We start from the raw sequence: 22945 nt of genomic DNA, 5'->3' as shown, positions 1-22945 counted from the left end.
GGGATCATGATCTCCCTGATTCGCCGGGGGCGGTGCCGAGGGCCTCGAGGACCCGGGGGTGGACGACCTCGCCGCCCCGGGCGACGAGCGTCTCGCGGGTGATCTCGTCGGACGTGTCCATCGCGAGCTGGCCGTCTTTCAAAAGGTGAAGCAGTAACGTGGTGATGTTGCTGGAATACATCTGGCTGGCGTGATAGGGGACGGTGCCGGCGAGGTTGACCGTGCCGACGATGCTGACGCCGTGAGGGGAGACGGTCTGGCCGGGCTGGGTCAGCTCGCAGTTGCCGCCGAGCTCGGCGGCCAGGTCGACGATGACCGAGCCGGGGGCCATGGCCTCGACCATCTCGGCGGTGACGAGGACCGGGGCCTTGCGGCCGGGGACGTTGGCGGTGGTGATGACGACGTCGCTCTCGGCGACGACCCTGGCCATCAGCTCACGCTGGCGGCGGAGGAAGTCCTCGCCCTGGGCCTTGGCGTAGCCGCCGGTGTCCTCGGCATCGCTTGATTCGAGGGGGAGCTCGACGAACCGGGCACCGAGGCTCTGGACCTGTTCCTTGACGGCGGGGCGGACGTCGAAGGCGGAGACGACGGCCCCGAGGCGGCGGGCCGTGGCGATGGCCTGGAGCCCGGCGACGCCGACGCCGAGGATCAAAACGCGGGCGGGGGAGATGGTGCCCGCGGCGGTCATCATCATCGGGAACATGCGGCGGAGGGTGTCGGCGGCGAGGATGACGGCCTTGTAGCCGGCGACGGTGGCCATGGACGAGAGGGCGTCCATGCTCTGGGCGCGAGTGATCCGGGGGAGCATCTCGATGGCGAAGACGTTGACGCCGGTCGCGGCCACCTCCCGGACGGCTTCGGGGGCACCCAGGGCGCGGAAGAAGCCGATGACGGTCTGGCCGGGGCGGTAGCGCGCCAGGTCGTCGCGGCCGTGATCCTGGTTGGCGCCGAGGCCGAGCAGTTTCAGCAGCACGTCGGACCGGGCGAAGACCTCATCCCGAGAGGCGACGAGGGTCGCCCCTTTTTGCTCGTAGAGCGGGTCGGGGTAGCCGGCCTCGGACCCGGCGCCGGCCTCGACCAGGACCTCGCAGCCGGCCTTCTTCAGCGAGGGGACCGACGCGGGGATCAGGGCCACGCGGCGCTCTCCGGGGAACTGCTCCTTGACGACACCGACGATCATGATTGCTCCGCCTTCGAGTCCTTGCAGTCGCATCGTGGGAGGTCGTAGCATCGCCAAAGTGACCGGCCGACTCAAGCCCCCGCCGGGACGCCCGATGATTGCGACAAGGGTCCCGACGGATTCGGGGCGTCGTTCCGGGGGCGCGGGGAGGGGATTCGGAGGCGGATCGGTGCGTCTTCGAGGACTCGACGGCACCCTACGAATAGATCAATGACGCGGGGGAGCCCCGGCCCTGCGGACCGGCGGCTCCCCCGCGTGATGGGTCGGACCTGGGATGGCCTCGGGGAGAGGCGGGGCGATTCGTTATTCGGCGATGCCGAGTTCCTTGAGCTTCTTGGCGGTGTCGGCGCCGGCGTTCTCGGTGTTGATCTGGGAGTCGATGGCCTGGATCACGCCGTCCTTGTCGATGTAGAAGGTGACGCGGCGGGCGAGGGGGCGCTCGGGCATCAGGACGCCATAGGCCTTGGCGGTCGAGGCGTCGGGGTCGCTGAGGATCGGGTAGTCGGCGTTGAGGGACTGGGCGAAGCGGGTGTTCTCGTCGACGGTGTCGGTGCTGGCGGTGAAGTAGGCGACGTTCAGGTCCTTGAGCTGGTCGCCCTGCTCGGCGTAGGCGGTGCACTGCTTGGTGCAGCCGCCGGTGAACGCCTTCGGGAACCAGGCGATGACGACCGCCTTCTCCCCTTTGAAGTCGGAGAGGGAATAGGTCTTGCCGTCGGAGGCCTTCAGGGTGAAGTCGGGGGCCTTGTCGCCGACCTTCAGGCCTTCGTCCTGGGCGTTGGCCGAGAGGGCGAGGCCGAGGGTCAGGCCGAAGGCGGCCAGGACATGGGCGATGGTGCGTGTCATGAGCAGGCGACTCCGTGGGGTGGCGATGGGGGGAGGCGAGGGGCGATCGGCCCTCCGTCGAGCTTCCGGGATCGGGTGGCGATCCCGAGAGGGCCGGGATTCTCGTCATATCAAGCCGAGGCGGGGGATTCAACCGATTGGCCTGCGGGAAATTTCCGGGCGGGGGTGTTTCGGGGGGGGTGGGCCGGCCGATCCGGGCGTCGGGGGGCGCCGGAGACTTCTCGGTAATTCCCTGGAACCTTTCTCGGGGGCGATCGTATACTGGATGAACCGAACGAACGAATGAGGAACGACCCGCCGGTCTTTTTGGCTTGCTCGGCGGCGCTTCGCATCGTGCATTCCTCTCGATTTGCGTCCGCCGACGCAGGAAGTGAATTCGCCATGGCACCACGACCACCCCGCCGAGGCGGTGGCCCGCCTCCTCGACGCGCCGGCCAATCGGGCGGCCCGTCGGGACCGCAGAGACCCCGGAAACCCCGGCCCGCCGGCCTGCCGACCGGGCCCCTGCCCTCGTCGTCGGGGCCGCGCAGGTCGTCGGGGCCGCGACCGAACGCGGGGCCGCGCCGGTCGTTCTCGGGCCCGTCGCGATCGGCGGCGCCGAGCGAGGGGGATCGCCTGAACAAGGTCCTGGCCGCGGCCGGGCTGGGGTCGCGCCGCGCGGTGGAGGAATTGATCCTCCAGGGGCGCGTCCTGGTGGATGGTCAGGTCGTGCGCGACCTGGCGACGCGGGTCGATCCGAACCAGGTGACGATCACGGTCGACGGCGAGCGGATCCGGCAGGAGAAGACCGTCTACCTCGCCGTCTACAAGCCGAAGGGGTTCGTGACGACGAATTCCGACCCGGCCGGCCGGCCCCGGGTGATCGACATCGTGCCCGACCTGCCGCAGCGGGTGTATCCGATCGGCCGGCTCGACGAGGACAGCACGGGCCTGATCCTCCTGACCAACGACGGGGAGCTGGCCAACCGCCTGGCGCACCCGAGGTTCGGGGTGGAGAAGGTCTATCGCGTGCTGGTCGCCGGGAAGCCGGGTCCGGAGGTGATCGACAAGCTGGTGGAAGGGGTCTGGCTGGCCGAGGGGAAGGCGAGGGCGCGATCGGCCCGCTTCGTGAACGAGAAATCGAATCACGGCGAGGCCACGATGATCGAGCTGACCCTGGCCGAGGGGAAGAACCGCGAAGTGCGCCGGATGCTGGCGAAGCTCGGCCACAAGGTGATGCGTCTGACCCGGGTGTCGGTCGGGCCGGTGACCCTGAAGGGGCTGTCGGCCGGGCAGTGGCGCTACCTGGAACCGGACGAGATCGCGATGCTCCGCCGGGTCGCGTCGGGGGAATCGATCCGGCCGCGCGATGCGAAGCGGCGTGAGGCGCCTCGGCGACGGTCCGAGGGCGGGCCGGCGTCGTCAGGGCCCCGGTCGGGCATGGGCCACCTGGTCGGTTCGGCCGGCGGTGGCGGGGGGCCGCGGGGCAAGCGCCCGGGCGGGCCGCCGCCGCAAGGGGGCCGCGACCGGGACCAGGGGGGCCGACGACCGGGAGGCGTCCCGAGGCGAGGGGCCGTCGGCTCGTTCGCCCCGCCGCCGACCGGGTCGAAGGGGAAGCGCCCCGCGCACCTGGAGGACGGCCCGGACGAGGTCCTGATCCCGCCAATCTTCAATGGCGGCGACCTGGGCGGGCCGCCCCCGTCGGGGAGGCCGCCCCGGCCTGCCGGGCCCCGGTCGCGACCGCCGGCCGGGCGGGGTCGGGCGCCGTCGACGAGCGGCGGGCCGCCGAGGAGCCGGGGGACCTCGGGGCCTGGCGGCGCCAGACGCAGCGGCGGGGGACCCGGAGGCCCGCCGATCGGCGGCGGCAACGGCCCTGCCGGCGGCCGTCGGCCGGCGATCAAGCCGCCGGGCCAGGTCGCCAAGCGTCGGCCGAAGCCGTTGCCGAAGTCGCGGCGGTCGAAGGGGTCGGCGGGCGAGTGATCGGGTCGGTTCGTGTCGGGGCAGGGTGGCGCGTCGGGGTGTGCGGTGCGGGTGTTCGTCCGACACGCTCACCCGGCCCTGATGGACGGCCGCTCGCTCGCGAAGGGAGAGGGGTGAATCAACTTCCACCCTCTCCCCCGAGTCGGGGGCGAGGGGGCCGGAGAGAGGACGCGAGGCGTTGTGAGACGGACGAAGCCCCCCTCACCCGGCCTGCGGCCACCCTCTCCGTCTCCCCGCGAGCGGGGGAGAGGGTTCAGAGCGTAAAGACATGTTCACCTACCCCGAGGTCACACGCTGCCTCGCGGGCGAGCGGGGAGAGGGCTCGGGCCTGACGATCGGCTGCAAGGGTCCTGGCGTTCGGAGGAAGTCGGCAGATGGATGGGGTCGTTCCGGCCTGTGTGACGCATCGAGCGGTGGAGATCGTCGAGAACGTCCAAATTGCTCGGGGGACGTATCGCATCCGCTTGCTGGCCCCGGAGATGGCGCGTTGCATCGTGCCGGGGCAGTTCGTGATGATCCGGCCGACGCGACGGGGGGCGACCGACCCGTTCTTCGGCAGGCCGTTCGCGCTGTATGACACGGTAGCGGGGGTGTCGGGTACGCCCGAGGCGATCGATATCGTGTACCTGGTGCTCGGCCGGGGGACGGCCGCCCTGGCCGAACGGCGGGCGGGGGAGACCGTGGAGGTCTGGGGGCCGCTCGGCAACGGGTTCGGCGCGCCTCCCGAGGACGGCGGCCCGGTGACGTTCGTCGCCGGGGGAATCGGGCAGACGCCGTTTCTCGCGCTCGGCCGCTGGTGGACGGGCCAGCAATCCTACGGGGCGGAGCCGGCCGGGTGGTCGGGGCCGGTGGCGTCGTCGACCGAGTTGCTGTATGGGGTGCGCAGTGCCGACCTGGCGGCGGGGGTCGAGGACTTCGAGCGGGCCGGGATCCGCGTCTCGCTGGCGACGGATGACGGCTCGGCGGGGTTTCACGGGTTCGTGACGACCCTGTTAATGCAGCGGCTGCAGTCGGGGAACCGGCCGAGCAAGCTGGTCGGCTGCGGGCCCCCGGCGATGCTGGCGGTGCTGGCGGGGATCGCCGATCGGGAAGGGATCCCGTGCGATGTGTCGCTCGAGAATCAGATGTCGTGCGGCTTCGGGGCCTGCTTCAGTTGCGTCGTGCCGATGCGGATGGCGGACGGGACGATCGACCTGAAGCGGGTCTGCGTGGAAGGGCCGATCGTGAAGGCGGCGGATGTCGCCTGGCCGCTGGGGAGCGGGCATTGATCGGATTGCGTCCGCCGGAACTTCCCGGAGCATCGGAACCGGCGGTCGATGCAAGGATCGGACGCAAAACCAGGAGCGCCGGATGAGGCCCCCCTCACCCGGCGTTCGGCCACCCTCTCCCCCGCGAGCGGGGGCGAGGGTTGAGATCGCTCGATCATTCGCTCATGTGCGTGAGGGTCGCAGCAGATTCCTCCCCCTCGCCCCGCGCGGGGCGAGGGCCGGGGTGAGGGGTCTGAGTGCCGATCGCAAGGCGTGGCGTTCGAACCAGCCCCCCTTACCCGGCCTGCGGCCACCCTCTCCCCCGCGGGCGGGGGAGAGGGATGAGGAAGGGTGGGCGGGGATTGAGGCTCGCGATCGGTCGGAGCGAGACGAGGCGTCACGAGCGGCTGCGGGAGCGGATCTGGTCGCGGAGGTGGGCGGCGCGCTCGTAGTCTTCGTGTTCGACGGCCTCGTCGAGCTGCTCGCGGAGGGTCTTGGGGACCTCGAAGTGGTGGCGGACCTCGGTCTCGAGGCGGCGGAGGCGCTCGATGTAGGCGACGGTGGGGGTCTCGACCTCGCCGGGGAGGTCGAAGGCGTCGAGTTCGTCGGCCTCGTCCATGTCGAAGAGGGTGCGGGCGTGGCGTTCGAGGCGGTCGATTCCCTCGCGGATGGCGTCGATCGCCTCCTCGGGGCTGGTGCGTTCCAGGGCCAGCGCGGCGGAGGCCTGCGTGCGGTCGAAGAGGATGCCGGCGCGGAGGCGTTCGTGACGCTCGACGTATTCGGGGGTCGGGCCGAAGTCGGCGATGAAGTCCATCAGGTTGAGGCTGTGCTCGGCGTCGCGGAGGGCGCGCTCGTAGTGCTGGAGCGTGAGGAAGGCGACGCGGCGGTGGTAGAACTGGACGAGCTCGCGGTCGGCCTCGGCGCAGTGCTCGGGGGTCATCGACCAGCCGACGGGGCCGGGGTCGGCGGCGGCCTGCGATCGGCGCCGCCGCCGGAATTTGGACCGGTGGCGCAGGTAATCGAGGTAGGTCAAGAAGCCGCGGGGTCGGGCGCCGTCGGGTCGGCCGTCGAGTTCCATCTGGAGGACGCCGAGGTCGACCCGGATCTGGAGGACGGTGCGGCCGTCTCGTGCCAGGATTTCTCGGGCCTCGACTTCGTCGAACTCAGGGTCGTAGGGCCAGCCCCGAAGGGCCTCGTCAATATCGCGCCGCATAATCGCTCCCGGTTCGGCGACTGGAGGAAAAGGTCCGGGTCCGTGGGCGGGCGCTGGAGCGGTCCCACTGCATTATACCGGATCGTCTCGCCGAGGGCATGGTCGCGGTCTCGTTGACAGGCGAGGGGGATCGTCCGAGAATGCTCGCGGCCCCGGCAACGGCCGTCGATTCGAGCCGGCACGACTTCACGGAATCCGCCCCCATGTTCACGAGCCTCCCTGGTTTGGCCCAGTCGATCGAGCGCCTGATCGACGCCACGCCGATCATCGACCCGCACACGCACATCCACTGCGACCGGCCCTCGGCGACGGACCTGACCGCCCTGTTCGGCTACCACTGGGTCCAGACGGAGCTGATCGCCGTCGGGATGCCGAAAAGCGACCTCGACCCGAGCTTGCCGGCCGACGAACGCATCCGCCGGATGATCCCGTACCTGAAGCGGATGCGGAACACGGCGATGTCGTGGTGCGTCTACCGGATCCTCTGGGATCTGTACGAATTCAGTGAGCCGGAGGTCACGGAGGCGAACTACCGCGACCTGCTCGATCGGGTCGAGGCCAAGGGCAAGGACCCGGCGTGGCCGGCCCACGTCCTCCGGGAGCGTTGCAATATTCGGACCTTCGTGACCAGCCTGGGGAACAAGGGGGAGGCGTCGAGCACGATTGCGCCCGATGCGCTGTTCATGCTCGATGCGCATTACCTGTTCTGCCCGGGGGTTGCGACGGACCTCGACCCGTTCTTCACCGGCCGGACCCGGAAGCTGGATTACTTCGAGGCCCTGAGCGAGGCCCTGGGGACGCGGCCGGGGTCGTCGGGGGCCTTGTTCCAGGGGGTGCAGGACTGGCTCGATCGGACCGTGAGCGGGCCGGTCCGGTTCACGAACACGTTTTTGCCGATCGGGCAGCGGTTCCATCGGCCCGATCCGGCCACGATCGACGCGATCCTCGCCCGGATCGAGACGGTGAAGGACACGACCGACGCCGACGTGGACGCCCTGGTTGCTGCCGTCACCTGGGCGATTTTGGAATGGCACCACGAGCACCGCAAGGCGGTCCAGATTGCCGTCGGCGCCGAATATTTCATCTGCGATGGCAAGAGCATCCCGCGGTTCCAGACGGACTGGACGAGCGAGATGGCGAGGACCTTCCACGAGTTCGGCAACGCGCGGTTCGACATCATGATGGCCTCCGACGTGCTCTCGCAGGAGGTCGCGGTGCTGGCGCGGCAATTCCCGAACGTGTACACGTCGGGCTACTGGTGGCACACCTTCTTCCCGAGCCTGATCGAGCGGCACTTCGCGTTGCGGTCGCAGGTGGTGCCGATGACGAAGTTCTGCGCGTATCTGAGCGACGCGTACTCGGTCGAGTGGGCGTACGGCAAACTCCAGGTGATCAAGCGGGCGATCGCCTCGGCGCTGGCGCATCAGGTGGAATCGGGATTCGCCAGGGAGGAGGATCTGCCGGCGTTGCTCCAGCAGGTCCTGCACGACTCGCCGCGCGACCTGTACGACCTGCAACGCTGATGGCCGAGCTGCTGCCCCGGGTGTCGGTGGTGATCCCGACCTTGAATGAAGCCGGGACGATCGGGAAGTGCCTCGATCATCTCGCCGGCCAGGGGGCCGACGAGGTGATCGTGGCCGACGCGGGCAGCCCCGACGGCTCGGCCGAGCTGGCGAGGCGGGCCGGGGCTCGGGTCGTGGCCTCGCCGAGGGGCCGAGGGGTGCAGCAGAATCGGGGGGCGGCGGCGGCCTCGGGAGAGGTCTTGCTGTTCCTGCACGCCGATTGCCGGCTGGAGGCCGGGGCGATCGGGGTCCTGAGGCGGTTCGTCGCCCGGTGCCCGAAAGTGCCGGGCGGGTGCTTCCGGATGCGGGTCGACGGGCCGGAGCGGGCCTTCCGCGCGATCGACGCGGCGGCGCACCTGCGGGCGGGGATGCTGGGCGTGCCCTACGGGGACCAGGGGCTCTTCATCCCGCGCTGGGCGTTCGATCGGGTCGGGGGGTTCCCGGAGTTGCCGTTGATGGAGGACGTGTACGTGATGCTCCGCTTGCGGAAGCTGGGCAGGATTGCGCTCTTGCCGAGGCGGATCGACGTGTCGGCGAGGCGGTGGCGGAGCCACGGGATCGCGGGCCAGAGCCTACGCAACTGGGCGTTGACGATCGGGGCGGCGGCGGGGGTCACGACGGAGACGCTGGCGAGGTTCTACCCGATGGTGAGGTAGGGACGATTGCAAGGCCCTAATCCGGTGTTTTTACGGTGCCTTCGGGTCCTCGAAGACGCATCGGATACCGCATCGCAATGCCCGGCGGTTTGTTCGAACGCGGGAGGTGAGTTTTCGAGGACGTGACGGCAGCCGACAGGGGCGGTGAGGCGGGCATCCCAACGGGGGGCGGGTCCTGGTAAGATGGTCGGGAATGCTGGTGGGCCGAGACCGTGAGGATTGGCGTCGCGGGTCGTGCTCGTCGATCCAATTCAGAAGTTCGCGCTGCGTCGGGCGAGAGCCGGTCATGATTGGGGTCATGGCGTCGGAGCAGCTGTGCCCCCTTTGGGAGTTCGCACCGTGGCCGAGAGTCCCCCCGACTCGTCCCCGTCCGGGAGTTCCGACCCGCTTGCCGAATACGTCCGACGCCGCGACGCCCGACGCAAGGAGGCGGACCGGCTGGGCGACCGGCACCGGAAGATCGCCGATGGGCGGTTGCTGGTCTTCGCGCTGGGCCTGGCGCTGGCGGTCGTGACGATCGGCCTGGGATGGGGGTCGCCCTGGTGGTTGCTGGCGCCGGCGGTCGTGTTCGCCGGGCTGGTGATCGCGTACGACGCGGTCGGGCGCTCGCATCGGCGTGCGGAGCGGCGGGTGGCCTTCTACGAGGCGGGGCTGGCGCGGATCGAGGACCGATGGGCGGGCAAAGGGGACCCCGGGACTCGCTTCCTGAAGGAGGATCACCCGTTCGACGCGGATCTCGACCTGTTCGGCCCGGGGTCGGTCTTCGAGCGGCTGTGCACGGCCCGGACGGGGTCGGGGAAGACGACGCTGGCGGCCTGGCTGCACCACCCGGCCGATGCGGACGAGATCAGGGCGCGGCACGAGGCGGTGCGGGAGCTGCGCGACCGGCTCGACCTGCGGGAGGATCTGGCCCTGCTGGGGGACGACATCGAGCAGGGCCTGCACCCGACGACCCTGATCGCCTGGGCCGATGCGCCGGCGGCCCTGAAGTCGCCCGTGCTGCGGATCGGGGCCTGGCTGCTGGCCGTGTTGAACCTGGCGGCCCTGACGGCCTGGATCGCGGGGATGGGGGGCCTCCCGCTGCTTGCGACGATCGCGGCGACCCTGATCTTCTCGCGATCGATCCGGGACGACCTGGCCCGGACGCTCGGCGCCGTGGATGAGCGGGCCGAGGAGCTTCGCCTGCTCGAATCGCTGCTGGCGAGGATCGAGCAGGAGCCGTTCGCCTCGGCCCGCCTGCTGACGATCCGGGACGCGCAGGGCGGCGAGCACGAGCCGCCGTCGCGGCAGATTGCCCGGCTGGCCCGGCTGGTGATGCTGCTCGACTTCCGGCGGAACCAGCTGTTCGCCCCCTTGGCGTTCCTGGTGCTGTGGGTGGTCCACCTCGGGCTGGCGATCGAGCGCTGGCGGAACCGGTCGGGCCGGTCGATCGGGCGCTGGCTCGACGCCGTGGGGCAGTTCGAGGCGTTGTGCGCGCTGGCGGCGTATGCCTATGAGCGGCCGCTCGACCCGTTCCCGGAGATCGTGGACGAGGCGGAAGGGCCGGTGATCGAGGCGAAGGCGCTGGGGCATCCGTTGATCCCGGACGGTCAGAACGTTCGGAACAGCGTGAGCCTGGGAGGATCGGACGGGCCGAGGGTCCTGCTCGTGAGCGGCTCGAACATGTCGGGCAAGAGCACGCTGTTGCGATCCGTCGGGGTGAACGTGGTGCTGGCGCTGGCGGGCGCGCCGGTCCGGGCCGAGGGGTTGCGGCTGTCGCCGATGAGCGTGGGGTCGACGCTGCGGGTGCAGGACTCGCTGCAGGCGGGGCGGTCGCGATTCTATGCCGAGATCACGCGGCTGAGGACGCTGGTCGACCTGGCCTCGACGCCGCCCCCCCTGCTCTTCCTGCTCGACGAGATCCTGCACGGGACGAACTCGCACGACCGGCGATCGGGGGCGCAGGGGGTGGTCAAAGGCCTGCTCGACCGGGGGGCGATCGGCCTGGTGACGACGCACGACCTGGCGCTGGCCGAGATCGTGGCGGGCCTGGGCCACCGGGCCGAGAACGTCCACTTCGAGGACCACCTGGAAGGCGGGAAGATGCGGTTCGATTACATCATGCGGCCCGGGGTCGTCCGGAAGAGCAATGCGCTGGAGTTGATGCGGGCGGTGGGGCTGGAGGTCTGATCATCCCCCTAGGGTTTTGCGTCGAGCGAGGGTCCCGGATCGGTCGGCAGGTGCATGAACGTGCCCGAAGCGGTGGCGATGAGGCGTCCCTGCTCGGTCCGCAGCTCGGAGCGGACGACGGCGGTGCGTCGGCCGTCGTGCTGGACCTCGCCGTCGGCGATGAGGGCGTCGCCGACCCGGGCCGCCCCGATGAAGTGGACGTTGAGCTGCAAGGTGACCAGGTGATGGCCCGGCGGCGAGTGGGTGAAGGCGGCCCGTCCCATGAACGAATCGAGGATCGACGCCGCGACCCCGCCGTGCATGAGGCCGAGGCTGCGGAGGTGCTGGTCTCCCACGACGAGCCGGACGCGACCCGGCCCCCCCGGGCGGGCCGGTTCGAGCGGGACCATGCCGAGCAGTTCCCAGTAGCCCCCGTAGGAGAGGTCGGCCGGGACCTGGGGGGGGGCCGGGGAGTCGTCGGGGAGTGCCATGGGAGGGGGTCCTTGGGCGGTCGCGGGGGGGTTGAGTCGGGCGTGTCGAGGTGGTGATGGAGCAGCCTTCGCCGGCGTGTGGCGGTTCGAGCCGACCCTGGGGACTGCCGCTCCCACGCGTCGAGGCGAGGGGGCCGAGGCCGATGACGCAAGGCCTGGAGCGATGAACGGGGCCCCCCTCACCCGGCCTGCGGCCACCCTCTCCCCCGAAGGGGGCGAGGGTTGAGTCTGCCACCTTCCCCCCGCTCTCGGGGAGAGGGCCGGGGTGAGGGGCCCGGACCGGATCGCGAAGCATGGCGTCCGTACCAGCACTCCCCTCGCCCGGCCTGCGGCCCCCCTCTCGACCGCGAAGGGGAGAGGGTTGGGCGTGTCACGGTCGGCTCGGCGGTCGGGGGCGGGAGGGGCGCGTGAGGCGCGACGGCATCGACCGAGTGTACAGGGAATTGACCCGAGATTCACGCCGTCGGCGACGGGGAGGAGCCCCTCGCGTGGCGTGTCCGGAAATGAGACAATCGGAGGGGTTCGAAGCCTGCCCCGGCGGGCTTCTGGGATCGCGATCAGGCCCGAGCGGCGTGGTCGGACATTGCCGGGGGATGGGGCCGAGCGCCTCGGCCCGATCCACGGACAATCACGCGAAAGGATGGAGCGATGTTCGAACTCGTGAAGCGAACCCTGTTCACCGGCGTCGGCCTCGCGGCGATGACGAAGGAGAAGATCGAGGAGCTGGGCAAGGAGGTCGCCCGCCAGGCCGACCTGAGCGAGGCGGAGGCCGCCAAGTTCCAGGCCGAACTCGAACATCGTGCCTCGACCGCGCAGGAGGATCTCCAGGCGGAGATCGACCGGCGCGTCGAGCAGGTGACGCAACGATTGGGGCTGGCCCGGGCCGAGGACACGGCCACGCTGTCGGCGAAGGTCGCGGCCCTGTCGGCCCGGCTCGAGGCGTTGGAGGCACGCCTGAACGCTCATGAGGTCGCGCCCGGCCCGGAACATCACGGCTGATCGCGACGATGGCAGCCCCCCCCGACCGAGGATCGCCGGCATCGGACCCGGCCCGGGCGCTGGCCGGCCTGGACCCCGCCTCCCCGCAGTTCGCGACGGAGGCGGTGGACCTGCTGCTGGGGTCCTCCCGGGCGGCCGGGGCCAGCGACCTGCATCTCCAGCCGACCGCCGAGGGGCTGGACATCCGCCACCGGATCGACGGCGTCTTGCAGCCGATGGCCCTGCTCCCGGTCCGGGTCGCGCCGAACGTCGTGGCGCGGCTCAAGGTGCTTGCACAGTTGCTCACCTACCGGACCGACGTGCCCCAGGAGGGGCGGATCGCCTCGCGGCCGGGGCAGGCCGAGGTGCGCGTCAGCACGTTCCCGACGCTGCTGGGGGAGCGGGCGGTGGTGCGATTCTTCGCGGGGTCGGGGCGGCTGGTCGACCTCGATCGGCTGGGACTGCCGGGGGACCTGCTCACCTCGTTCCGATCCGCGCTTGAGGAGACGTCCGGGCTGATCGTCGTGTCCGGCCCGGCCGGGAGCGGCAAGACGACCACGCTCTACGCCTGCCTGCGGGCCCTGGCGACCTCGGCGGCGGGGCATCGGTGCCTGGTCACGCTGGAAGACCCGATCGAGGCGGCGGTGGCGGGGGTGGTGCAGGCGCAGGTGAACCCGGCCGCGGGCTTCACGCTGGAGTCGGGCCTGAGGTCGCTGCTGAGGCAGGACCCGGAGGTGATCGCCGTGGGGGAGATCCGCGACCCCTCGACGGCCGAGATGGCCTTCCAGGCGGCGCTGACCGGGCACCTCGTGCTGACGACCTTCCACGCGGGGTCGGCGAGCGGGGCGATCGGCCGGCTCGCCGAGATGGGGGTCGAGCCGTATCTCCTGCGGAGCGGCTTGCGGGCGGTGGTGGCGCTGCGGCTCGTCCGGAGGCTCTGCGACGCCTGCGCAAGGCCGATCTCGGGGGACGACCCGGCCATGCTGGGCCTCCCCCTGGACTCGGCCCGGGCCGCCTCGGCCTGCGACGCCTGCGCGGGGACCGGCTACCGGGGCCGCCTGCCGATCGCCGAGTTCCTCCTGCCCGGCTGGAGCCTCGTGAGCCGGGCCGTGCTGGGGCGGGCCGACGTGGATCGGATCGAGGAGGCGGCGCGGGGCTCGGGCATGATCCGCCTCTGGGATCGTGCCGTGGCCGCCGTGGCCGCAGGCGTCACCAGCCCCGCCGAGGTGCGGCGGGTGCTCGGCGTCCAGACGCCGACGGGCTCGGGTCGGCCCGCGCCCGGACCCTGAACGCGATCCATCCGGAGCGTCGGGGCCGAGGGCGCCTGAATCCCTTGAGATCCCGGAATTTCCGAGACGCCCCTCGACAGCCTGTGACAACTGTCGTAGAATCCCCCCGGTGGACGAGCATCGGGCCGTTCGGGGAGGGCTGTCGACGATGTCGAGCCGGGGAGCGATCGATCGGCTTTCGCTGGACGAGCTGATCGCCTTGAACGAGGAGATCGCGGCGATCGTCCGCGCCGGGGTGCCGATCGAGCAAGGGCTGGCGGGGCTGGGCCGCGACTGGAAGGGGCGGCTGGGCCGGGTGGCCACGGCGATCGGCACGCGGATGGAGGCCGAGGGGTGCTCGCTGGCCGAGGCGCTGGCGCTCGAATCGCGACCGATGCCCGACCTGTACCGGGCGATCATCGAGGCGGGGATGCGGTCGGGCCGGTTGACCGCGGCCCTGGAAGGGCTGACGGCCTTCGTCCGGAGCCGGGCGGAGCTGCGCCGGACGATCACGCTCGCCTTGATCTACCCGGCGATCCTCGTCCTGCTGGCCTATGGGCTGTTTATCGCGTTCGTGACGGTGATGGCCCCTCGGCTGGAGGTCGGGTTCCGGTCGCTGGGGGCCTCGGCGGGCTCGATCGCCCTGCTCAGCGGGATCGGGCGGTGGGCCTGGCTCTGGGGGCCGATGGGCCTGGCGGCCCTGGTGGCGCTGGCCTGGGCCTGGTTGCGTGCGGGGCGGGTGTCGGCGCTGGGGGCCGAGCCCGGGAGGGGGCCGAGGCTCCTGGCCCCGGGGATCACCGCCATGGTCTCGCTGACCCGGAGCGGGCTGTTCGCAGACCTGCTCGCGCTCCTACTTGAGAATCAGGTGCCGATGCCCGACGCGCTGCGGCTGGCGAGCCGGGTGATCGGCGACGCCCGGATGCGGGAGGCGAGCGAACGGCTGGCCGGGTCGATCGAGCGGGGCGAGCGGGCCGAGGAGGAGGCCCCTGCGCGGGCCTCGCGGGCGTTCCCGCCGATGCTGGGCTGGTTGATGACCGCGGGGGCCGCGCGGGGCGACCTGCCCCGGGCGCTCCGGGTCGCCGCGCGGACCTATCGCGAGCGGGCGGCGGCGCGCGGGGAGGTGCAACGCATGGTCATCCCCTTGATTCTCCTGGTCGGCGTCGGGGGGACCGCGGTCTTCCTCTACGGGCTGACCCTGTTCATCCCGTTCACGGAGCTCCTGGAAACGGTGAAGTGACCGGGCCCGGGGCGGGCGATCGCCCGCCCCTCGGGCGCGATTCGGGCAATTCCTCTCATCGGCCGACCCCGGAATCTTGACACATGTCCGACCCTCGACCTGAACCGATGAAATCCGAGTCGTCGGCGTCGCAATCGCCGTTGAGCGGTCGCGAGGCGGCGGAACTGGCCGAGGCCGTGGGGGGTCTGATCGGGGCCGGCGTGACCTTGCCGGAGGGGTTGCGGGCCCTGGCCGGGGAATCGGAATCGGCCCGGGTCTCGCACAGCCTGAATCGCCTGGCCGACCGGATCGAGGGGGGGGCGTCGCTGGGCGAGGCGGTCGCGGCCGAGCGGGATCGGATGCCGGACCACCTGCCGGGCCTCGTGCTGGCGGCGGAGCGGTCGGGGCGTCCGCACGAGCTGCTGCTGGAGGCCGTGCGGTTCGAGCGGGCCGACCGGGAATTGTTCCGGCATTTGCTCATCCGGCTCGCCTATCCGACGATGCTGCTCTGCGCCTTCGCGCTGGTCTTCCAGGTGATCGCCCGCTTCGTCGCGCTCGACCTCGTGTCGGTGTACGAGGACTTCGGGGTGCAGCTCCCCCGCTTGACGCTCGTGCTGGTGAGCCTGTCGCGATGGACGGACGCGACGGGGTGGGCGATCCCGGTGGGGAGCCTGCTGGTGGTCTTGCTGGCCTGGCGATTCGCCCGGGGGGCGACCCTGCGGGGGGGCAGGCGGATGGCCAACGGGATTCCCGGGTTCGGCCGGATCTGGCGGAACGCGGCGATGGCCGAATTCACGGCGCTGCTGGCGATGCTGATCGACGCCCGGCTGACCATCCCCGAGGCGCTGGTGCTGGCCGGCCGCGGGGTGCGTGACCCGGACCTGATGTCGGCATGCGTCGGGGCGTCGCACGAGGTCGAGAAGGGCCGGTCGCTGCTCGACGCCGCCCGGCAGTATCGCCTGTTCCCGAGCGGGTTCGACCGGCTGCTGGGGTGGGCCGAGACGCACCGGGTCCTGCCCGACGCGCTCCGCCTGGCCTCGGAGATCTCCCTGGCGAGGGCGCGGTCGCAGGCGACCTTGCTGGGGGTCTTCCTGTCGGCGATGGCGGTGGCGGCCGTCCTGTGCGGGGTGGTCCTGATCGTGCTGGGGCTTTATATGCCCACGCTCAAATTACTTGCGGAACTGACGGGCGGTCCCTTCTTCATGCTGGGGTGACGATCACCGATGGGCATTCCTTCGAATCCCGATTCCGGCGAGGTGGGGCCACTCCTCCCGGGCCTGATCCCGGCGGGGGAGCCGGGCCGCCCCCTGCCGAAGGCGCGGGCGATGTCGCTGCGAGACGCGATGATCCTCATCGTCGTCGTGGCGGTCCTGGTGCGGTTGGCCATCCCGGCGGGGCTGGGGGTGGCGATCCTGCTGGTCGTCATGGCGGTGCTGGCGGTGGTGGCCGGGGGCGTGGCGATGCTCGTCCGGGGCCGTTCGATCCGGTCGGAGCCGATGCTGCAAGTCGTCTCGAACGCGGTCGAGCGGGGCTTGCCGCTGGAGCCGGGGATCGAGGCGTGCGGGGCGCTCTGCGGGGGCGTCCTGGAGCGTCAGGCCCGGGCCGTCGTCGCCCTGATGGAGCGGGGGATGCCGATGGGGGAGGCGTTCGCCCGGGTGAAGGGGTCGTTCCCCCGCCAGGGGATCGTCCTGCTCCGGATGGGGTGGGATGGTCCGGTGCTGGGGAAGGCCCTGCGATCCCTCGGCCGTCGGCGGCGGGAACAGCAGCCGTTCCGGGCGCAACTGGGATCGCGGTTGAGTTACCTGATCGGGGTCGTGCTGGTGATGCAGGTGGTGGTCGGGTTCATGATGTTCTGGGTCGCCCCGAAGCTGGAGGCGATCGCGGTGGATTTCGGGGTCGAGCTGCCGGCGATCACGCGGTGGACCTTCGCGGTGACCGGCCATCCGGCCGTCGGGCCGGCCTGGGCGGGGGCGCTGCTCGTGCAGCTGATCGCGTTACCGTTGATCACGTTCCTCGCCTTCGATCCGATCGACTGGGGGGTTGCCGCGGTGGACCGGCTCCTGCTGAAACGTCACGGGGCGACGGTCTTGCGTGCGTTGGCGGGAGAGGTGGCGCTGGGCCGGCCGATGCCGGAGGCGCTCGAGCGGATCGCGCAGGCCCACACGAGCCGGGTGGTGCGCAGGCGGATCCGATGGGCGTCGGCCCGCGTCGATCGGGGGCAATCGTGGACGCAATCGCTGGTGGCGACGGGGTTGATCCGGCCGGCCGACGGCGCGGTGCTCGATGCGGCGGCGCGGGCCGGGAATCTCTCCTGGGCGCTCGAGCAGCAGGCCGACGGGCTGGATCGCCGGTCCGGCTACCGCGTGATGGTCTGGGGCCAGATCCTCTACCCGGTCGCCGTGATCGGGCTGGCGGTCCCGGTGCTTGTCTTCGTGCTCACGTATTTTCTCCCGCTTGTGACCATCATCAGGGCGATGGCATCATGAACGTCCATGCGTTGAATGATCGGGCTGGTGGCGGCCCTGTGGGGCGTCGGCCGGGGCGGGCCCGGGGCGGGTTCACCCTGATCGAGGCCTCGGTGGCGGTCGTGCTGCTGATGGTCGGCATGACCGCGACGCTCCAGGCCGTGTCGTGGATGGCGAGGGAGCGGCTCGCCCTCGACCGGCACGCGGTGGCGATCCGGGAGGCCGAGCATGCACTCGATCGGCTGGTGCGCCGGGAAGTCGAGCCCGATGAGGTCGCAACGCTCTCGCCGGACGCGACCCGGGCGCTGCCGGAGGGGACGATTGAGGTCGATCGGCGGCTGGAGACGGGGGACGGGCCGGCGATGGAGCGGTTGACGGTGACGCTCCGGTATCGAACCCGGCCGGGGATCACGGCCCGGTCGGTCCGCCTGACGACCTGGCGGATGCCCCGGGGCGGGACGACGGCCGAGGGCCGGGAGGGGGACGGATCATGATCGCCCGGGGGACGCATCGCGGGGGGAAGCGATCGGGGGTGGCGTCGCTCATCGAGGTCCTGGCCGCGATGACGATCATCGCCGTGCTGTTCGGGACGACCGCGAGCCTGACGGCATTGATGTTCCGCCTGGAACGGACGGGCCAGGACGACCTGGCCGCGACGATCACGGGGGGGACGCTCGCGGCCGACTTCCGCGCCGATGGGCACGCGGCGTCGGGCGTGGAGGAGGGGGAGGATGCGGAGCAGATCGTCCTGACCGGGCCGGGCGACCGGCGGACGGTGTATCGAAGGGACGGGCGTTCGTTGATCCGAGAGGGAGGGGGGCCGGGCGAGGCGGGTCGGCGGGAATCGTATCGGCTGCGGCCGAGGGCGACGGTTCGGTGGGAGGTGCGGGAGGCGGGGGCGTGGCGGGTCGTCACGCTGGCGATCGAGGAGACGGGGGAGGTCGGGGGGGATCGTCGGGTCGTCCGGATCGACGCCACGATCGGCCGGGACCATCGTTACGGGGGGGACGACTCATGAGAGGTCGGGCGGTTCGCCGTCGGGGAGGGGCCGCGCTGGTCGCCCTGGTGTGCCTGGGGACGATGGGCGTGGTGGTGGTGGGCCTGCTGCGGGTGAGCAAGGCCCGATCGGACCAGCTTCGGCGGGTCGAATGGCGGTGCCAGGCCGACTGGCTGGTGGAGGCGGGCCTGGAACGGGCGGCGGCCCGGCTCGGGGCCGATCGGGATTACGGCGGAGAGACCTGGCGGATCCCGGGCGAGTCGCTGGGGGGCAGCCGATCGGCCGAGGTGGTCATCACGAGGCTCCCCGCCGGGGACGACGGGGCCGAGCCGGTCCGGGTGCAGGTTCGGGCGGATTATCCGGCCGATGGATTCGTCGAGGATCGGGCGCGACGCAGCAGGACATTCGCAATCAACCCAGACGCTTTGACCAGAGGATCGCGGGAATGATCATGTTCAACGATCGAAGGCGTGCATTTACCCTGATCGAGCTGCTGGTCGTGATCGCCATCATCGGGGTGCTGATCGCGCTCTTGCTGCCCGCGGTGCAATCGGCGCGGGAGGCGGCCAGGCGGGTGCAGTGCACGAACAACCTGATGCAACTGATCCTGGCCTCGCAGAATTACGCGTCGGCACACGAGGTGTTCCCGCCCGGAGTGCTGGATGATCCGGGGTCGGGGCCGATCCCGAACCTCGCGGTCGGCAAGCATTATGGCTGGGCGACGCAGATCCTCCCCTTCATCGAGGAGCGGAACGCCTTCGCGAAGATGAATTTCGAGACGGGGCTGTACGCAGCGGCCAACGACACGATCCGGATGGTGGAGAAGCGGATCTTCCTCTGTCCGTCCGACGGGCGGATCGGATTCGGCGGCCCCGCCGGCCCGGCGCAGATGAGCTATGCCGGGTGCCATCACGAGGTCGAGGCGCCGATCGACGAGACGAACCACGGGGCGTTCTTCCTGAACAGCGCCCTGACCCCCCAGGGGGTGCCCGACGGGCTGACGAACACCATCTTCTTCGGCGAATACCGGGCGACGGGGGTGCCGACGCTCGGCTGGGCGTCCGGGACGCGGGCGACCCTGCGCAACACGGGGACGCCCCCGAACGCGATGGTGCAATTCCCGCTGGGGATGAGCCCGGAGGATCTGGGGGATGGGGGCCTCGACGGGACCGAGCAGCAGCCGGAGGCCCCTCAGGAGATCCCGCCGGCCTCGCTGCTGGTCGGCGGGTTCGGCAGCAACCACCCGGGCGGGGCGAACTTCGCGTTCGGCGACGGCTCGGTCCGGTTCGTCAAGGACACGGTGTCGCGCGAGGTGTTCCGCCTGCTCGGGCATCGGGCCGACGGCGAGGTGATCAGCGACAACTCGTGGTGATCACTAGGAGCGATCAGCGGGCCTGGAGGATGGTGCCGAGGACGTCGAGGAAGCGGTCGATCTGCTCGTCGGTGCCGACGGTGACGCGGAGGCCGGGCTCGCGGCCCGGGTAGCGCATCAGGCGGACCAGGATGTTGTGCGCCTTCAAGGCGTCATAGATCTCCTCGGCGGGCGGGCCCCCCTCGCACCAAGCGAAGTTGGCCTGGCTGTCGGGGACGGAGTAGCCGAGGGCTCGGATGGCGTCTGCCAGGCGGCGGCGGGTGGACAGGACGCGGTCGCGGATCGACCGGGTGTAGTCGGCATCGTCCAGGGCCGCGGCGCCGCCGAGCAGGCTGAGGGCGTCGCAGTTGTACGAATCCTTGACCTTGTTCAGGCCTTCGATCACCTCGGGCCGGGCGATCAGGTAGCCGATTCGAAGGCCGGCGAGGCTGAGGCCCTTGCTGAGGGTCCGGGAGACGATGAGGTTGGGCAGTTCGGAGACGAGGCCGATGCAGTCCTCGTCGGCGAAGTCGGCGTAGGCCTCGTCGACGACGAGGGTGCCGGGGAACTGCCGGGCGATGGCGGCGACCTCGGCGGCGGGGAGCATGGTGCCGGAGGGGCTGTTGGGGTTGGCCAGGAAGGCGAGCGGGGCGCCGGTGGCGGCGAAGGCGTCGGGGGGGAGGGTCCAGTCGGGCAGGAAGGGGACCTCGACGGGCCGGGCGTCCTGAATCTCGGCGAGGGTCCGATAGAGGACGTAGCTGGGGGTCGGGTAGGCGACCGGGTCGCCGGGCCCGACGAAGGCGCGGGTCAGGATGGTCAGGCAATCGTCCGAGCCGTTGCCGGCCAGGACCATGTCCGGGGTCACGCCGTGACGCCGGGCGACGGCCTCGCGGAAGGCGGTGCCGGAGGGGTCGGGGTAGCGCCTCAGGCGGCCGTCGGCCAGGGCCGCCTGGATCGCCTCGGCCACCCGAGGGGACGGCGGATAGGGATTCTCATTCGTGTTCAGCTTGATGATGCTGCCCGGGTCGCGCGGCTGCTCTCCGGGGACGTAGCCGGCCATCCGGTCGATGTGAGGCAGCACGGGGGGGTCCTTCTCGGTCGGGAGGAATGGGGATCGAAGGTCGAGCACATGAAGCGGGACTGATCAGACGGCCGACAGGGCCGGGGCGTGCGAGGCGAGCCGTTGCAGGGGTTCCTCGTCGATGCGGTAGACGGTCCATTCGTCCATCGGGCGGGCTCCCATGGCCTGATAGAACCCGATGGCGGGCTCGTTCCAGTTGAGGACCGACCACTCCAGGCGGCCGCACCCGCGGTCGACGGCGAGCTTCGCGAGGGAGGAGAGGAGGGCCTTGCCGATCCCCCGGCCGCGCTGGGAGGGGCGGACGAACAGGTCTTCCAGGTAGAGGCCGGCCTGCCCCCGGAAGGTGGAGAAGGTGTGGAAGAAGAGGGCGAGTCCGACCGGCTCGCCGTCCCACTCGGCGATCAGGGCCTCGGCGAAGGGGCGAGGTCCGAACAGTCCGCGGCGGACGTCGTCGGGGGTCGCCCTGGCGTGGTCGAGCAACTGCTCGTAGTCGGCCAGTTCCCGGATGAGTTGGACGATCGTCTCGCAGTCGTCGGGAGAGGCGGGGCGGATGGTCGCGGTCATTGGGGGGTGGGTCGCTGGGGGAAAGAGGGGGCTGGTCGGCCGAGTGATCGCGATGAGTCGAGGGGCGTTCTCGCGCCCGATGTCGCCGCCGATCGGGGAGATGATACCCGGATTCGGCCCTCGGTTTCGAGCCGGGCGAAGGGATTCGCCCGGCAGTCCGGCCCGATCCGAGGCCGAGGGGTTCGGCCCGGACGGGGGGCCGGGGACGCCGCGAGGAAGGGGGATCAGGGCGATTCGCCCTCCTCGGGGCCGAGGCGGACATCGACGCTGTAGCGGTGGGCGGTCAGGCCCTCCTTGTCGGCGAGCAGGCGGACGTCGGGGGCGAGGCGTTCCAGGCCTCGGCGGTCGACGTGGATGAGGCTCGTGCGCTTGAGGAAGTCGTTCGAGGCCAGGCCCGAGGCCCATCGGGCGGTGCCGCCGGTCGGCAGGACGTGCGAGGGGCCGGCGGCGTAGTCTCCGACGGCCACGGGGGTCAGGTGGCCGAGGAAGATGGCCCCGGCGTTCGTCAGGCGATCGGCCAGGCGGTGGGCGTCGCTGGTCGAGACGTGCAGGTGCTCCGGGGCGATGAGATTGGTCAGCTCGATCGCCTCCTCCTCGTCGCGGACGAGGATCAGGGAGCCGAACTGTTCGAGGCTGTCGCGGGCCAGGTCGCCCCGGCTGAGGCGGGAGAGCTGGTCTTCGAGGGCCTCGACGACGCGGTCGATCAGGTCGGCTTCCCAGGTGATGAGGACGCTCGCGCCGGGGGAGTGCTCGGCCTGGCTGATGAGGTCGGCCGCGACGAAGGAAGGTTCGGCGGTCCAGTCGGCGATGAGGACGACCTCGCTCGGCCCGGCGATGCTGTCGATGTCGACCTCGCCGTAGACCTTCTGCTTGGCCAGGGCGACGAACAGGTTGCCGGGTCCGACGATCTTGTCGACCTGCGGGATCCCCTCGACGCCGTAGGCGAGGGCGGCCACGGCCTGGGCGCCGCCGATCCGGTGGACTTCCTTGACGCCGAGCAGGTGGCAGGCGGCGAGCAGGTCGGTGTTGTAGCCGCCGAACTCGGTGGGGGGGACGACGACGGCGATCTCCTCGACCCCGGCGGCCTGCGCCGGGACGACGGTCATCAACAGCGACGAGGGATAGGCGGCCGCTCCCCCCGGCACGCAGACGCCGACGCGGCGCATCGGCCGGTAGCGGAGGGTCAGCTCGACGCCCGGCGAGGGGGTCATCACCGCGTCCCGCAGCAGGATGCCCGACTGGAAGGCGAGGATGTTGTCCCGGACGCGGCGGATGGTGCGGAGGTACGCGCGGTCGGCCTGGCGGAAGGCGTCGGCCATTTCTTCGGCCGAGACGGTGAAATTCGAGCGGTCGAGCGGCTTGCGGTCGAGCTTGGCGGTGTAGTCGAGCACCGCGTCGAGCCCGTGCTCGCGGACGTCGGCGCAGATGCGATCGACGACCTGCTGGGGGTTCAGGGCCTCGCCGAAGACGGCGAGGGTCAGTTCCCGGCCGCGGGGGCTGACCACGTCTCCCCTGGGGCTCAACTGGGCCCTGAGGGAGGCGATGGCCTCTCGGGCGTCGTCGGACCTGGTGTCGATTCGCGTGATGTTCAAGGCAGGCGTCGTCGGACGGGGCATCTCCGCTCCCCTCTCCAAAGGCTCGGGAACGATTCCATTCTAGGCCCGGGGTCGAGAAGGCAATACCAGGCACCGACCCTATCCGGGACACACAGGGCGGTCAACGATCC

The 22945-nt window shown here is 71.0% G+C and carries 21 protein-coding genes; 14 read left to right on the top strand and 7 right to left on the bottom strand.

What is annotated here, in order from left to right; translation table 11 throughout:
* Nucleotides 1–4: 4 nt before the first annotated feature.
* On the bottom strand, nucleotides 5–1213 hold the full coding sequence (locus AB1L88_RS18725; RefSeq protein ID WP_367098212.1) for a Re/Si-specific NAD(P)(+) transhydrogenase subunit alpha: 1209 nt from the start codon (nucleotides 1211–1213) through the stop codon (nucleotides 5–7).
* A gap of 270 nt (nucleotides 1214–1483) precedes the next feature.
* Entirely contained in the window at nucleotides 1484–2023 is a 540-nt protein-coding gene (locus AB1L88_RS18720; protein WP_367098211.1) for a peroxiredoxin, read from the bottom strand.
* Between the two features lie 282 nt (nucleotides 2024–2305).
* Between AB1L88_RS18720 and AB1L88_RS18715 the strand changes: the two genes are divergently transcribed.
* Both AB1L88_RS18715 and AB1L88_RS18710 read left to right on the top strand, forming a co-directional pair.
* Nucleotides 2306–3982: a pseudouridine synthase gene (locus tag AB1L88_RS18715; protein WP_367098210.1), complete on the top strand. Its 1677-nt coding sequence runs from the start codon at nucleotides 2306–2308 to the stop codon at nucleotides 3980–3982.
* 374 nt (nucleotides 3983–4356) lie between these two features.
* Nucleotides 4357–5250, top strand: coding sequence for a dihydroorotate dehydrogenase electron transfer subunit (locus tag AB1L88_RS18710; protein ID WP_367098209.1), 894 nt, complete (start codon nucleotides 4357–4359; stop codon nucleotides 5248–5250).
* Nucleotides 5251–5626: 376 nt separating this feature from the next.
* Here the strand turns inward: AB1L88_RS18710 and AB1L88_RS18705 are convergent, their stop codons facing one another.
* Nucleotides 5627–6442, bottom strand: a complete 816-nt coding sequence (locus AB1L88_RS18705) for a UvrB/UvrC motif-containing protein (protein WP_367098208.1) — start codon at nucleotides 6440–6442, stop codon at nucleotides 5627–5629.
* 203 nt (nucleotides 6443–6645) lie between these two features.
* Here AB1L88_RS18705 and AB1L88_RS18700 point away from each other — a divergent pair, with 203 nt between their 5' ends.
* From AB1L88_RS18700 to AB1L88_RS18690, 3 genes are all read left to right on the top strand, one after another.
* Complete coding sequence (locus tag AB1L88_RS18700; RefSeq protein ID WP_367098207.1) at nucleotides 6646–7965, top strand: hypothetical protein; 1320 nt, start codon at nucleotides 6646–6648, stop codon at nucleotides 7963–7965.
* Nucleotides 7965–8660, top strand: coding sequence for a TIGR04283 family arsenosugar biosynthesis glycosyltransferase (locus tag AB1L88_RS18695; RefSeq protein WP_367098206.1), 696 nt, complete (start codon nucleotides 7965–7967; stop codon nucleotides 8658–8660). Before AB1L88_RS18700 ends, AB1L88_RS18695 begins: the two co-directional genes overlap by 1 nt.
* Before the next feature lie 339 nt (nucleotides 8661–8999).
* A complete protein-coding gene (locus AB1L88_RS18690) occupies nucleotides 9000–10829 on the top strand; it encodes a DNA mismatch repair protein MutS (RefSeq protein WP_367098205.1) in 1830 nt (609 codons plus the stop codon).
* A gap of 8 nt (nucleotides 10830–10837) precedes the next feature.
* Here AB1L88_RS18690 and AB1L88_RS18685 read toward each other — a convergent pair whose 3' ends face one another.
* Nucleotides 10838–11299 (bottom strand): PaaI family thioesterase, encoded by a 462-nt coding sequence (locus tag AB1L88_RS18685; protein WP_367098204.1) that lies wholly within the window; start codon nucleotides 11297–11299, stop codon nucleotides 10838–10840.
* A 648-nt stretch (nucleotides 11300–11947) separates the two neighbouring features.
* Here AB1L88_RS18685 and AB1L88_RS18680 point away from each other — a divergent pair.
* The 9 genes from AB1L88_RS18680 (at nucleotide 11948) to AB1L88_RS18640 (ending at nucleotide 19595) form a co-directional block, all read left to right on the top strand.
* On the top strand, nucleotides 11948–12298 hold the full coding sequence (locus tag AB1L88_RS18680; RefSeq protein ID WP_367098203.1) for a hypothetical protein: 351 nt from the start codon (nucleotides 11948–11950) through the stop codon (nucleotides 12296–12298).
* 8 nt (nucleotides 12299–12306) lie between these two features.
* Nucleotides 12307–13566 carry a GspE/PulE family protein gene (locus tag AB1L88_RS18675; protein WP_367098202.1) on the top strand — a complete coding sequence of 420 codons (1260 nt, stop codon included), beginning with the start codon at nucleotides 12307–12309 and terminating at the stop codon, nucleotides 13564–13566.
* Nucleotides 13567–13714: 148 nt separating this feature from the next.
* Nucleotides 13715–14782 (top strand): type II secretion system F family protein, encoded by a 1068-nt coding sequence (locus AB1L88_RS18670; RefSeq protein ID WP_367098201.1) that lies wholly within the window; start codon nucleotides 13715–13717, stop codon nucleotides 14780–14782.
* Nucleotides 14783–14889: 107 nt separating this feature from the next.
* Entirely contained in the window at nucleotides 14890–15975 is a 1086-nt protein-coding gene (locus AB1L88_RS18665; RefSeq protein ID WP_367098200.1) for a type II secretion system F family protein, read from the top strand.
* 9 nt (nucleotides 15976–15984) lie between these two features.
* Nucleotides 15985–17247, top strand: coding sequence for a type II secretion system F family protein (locus tag AB1L88_RS18660; protein ID WP_367098199.1), 1263 nt, complete (start codon nucleotides 15985–15987; stop codon nucleotides 17245–17247).
* Nucleotides 17244–17720 carry a prepilin-type N-terminal cleavage/methylation domain-containing protein gene (locus AB1L88_RS18655; protein WP_367098198.1) on the top strand — a complete coding sequence of 159 codons (477 nt, stop codon included), beginning with the start codon at nucleotides 17244–17246 and terminating at the stop codon, nucleotides 17718–17720. Before AB1L88_RS18660 ends, AB1L88_RS18655 begins: the two co-directional genes overlap by 4 nt.
* Nucleotides 17717–18244 (top strand): hypothetical protein, encoded by a 528-nt coding sequence (locus AB1L88_RS18650; RefSeq protein ID WP_367098197.1) that lies wholly within the window; start codon nucleotides 17717–17719, stop codon nucleotides 18242–18244. The genes AB1L88_RS18655 and AB1L88_RS18650 overlap by 4 nt, the downstream gene beginning before the upstream one ends.
* Nucleotides 18241–18672 carry a hypothetical protein gene (locus tag AB1L88_RS18645; RefSeq protein WP_367098196.1) on the top strand — a complete coding sequence of 144 codons (432 nt, stop codon included), beginning with the start codon at nucleotides 18241–18243 and terminating at the stop codon, nucleotides 18670–18672. Before AB1L88_RS18650 ends, AB1L88_RS18645 begins: the two co-directional genes overlap by 4 nt.
* Nucleotides 18669–19595 (top strand): DUF1559 domain-containing protein, encoded by a 927-nt coding sequence (locus AB1L88_RS18640; protein WP_367098195.1) that lies wholly within the window; start codon nucleotides 18669–18671, stop codon nucleotides 19593–19595. The genes AB1L88_RS18645 and AB1L88_RS18640 overlap by 4 nt, the downstream gene beginning before the upstream one ends.
* Before the next feature lie 13 nt (nucleotides 19596–19608).
* On the opposite strand, the gene hisC is transcribed toward AB1L88_RS18640, so the two are convergent.
* The 3 genes from hisC to hisD form a co-directional block, all read right to left on the bottom strand.
* Nucleotides 19609–20655, bottom strand: a complete 1047-nt coding sequence (gene hisC, locus AB1L88_RS18635) for a histidinol-phosphate transaminase (RefSeq protein WP_367098194.1) — start codon at nucleotides 20653–20655, stop codon at nucleotides 19609–19611.
* A gap of 63 nt (nucleotides 20656–20718) precedes the next feature.
* Complete coding sequence (locus tag AB1L88_RS18630) at nucleotides 20719–21219, bottom strand: GNAT family N-acetyltransferase (protein ID WP_367098193.1); 501 nt, start codon at nucleotides 21217–21219, stop codon at nucleotides 20719–20721.
* Nucleotides 21220–21443: 224 nt separating this feature from the next.
* Nucleotides 21444–22835, bottom strand: a complete 1392-nt coding sequence (gene hisD / locus AB1L88_RS18625) for a histidinol dehydrogenase (protein ID WP_367098192.1) — start codon at nucleotides 22833–22835, stop codon at nucleotides 21444–21446.
* Between the last annotated feature and the right edge of the window lie 110 nt (nucleotides 22836–22945).

It is taken from the genome of Tautonia sp. JC769 (assembly GCF_040717455.1).
Classification (GTDB): domain Bacteria; phylum Planctomycetota; class Planctomycetia; order Isosphaerales; family Isosphaeraceae; genus Tautonia.
This window is presented reverse-complemented; position numbering and strand designations above follow the sequence as displayed.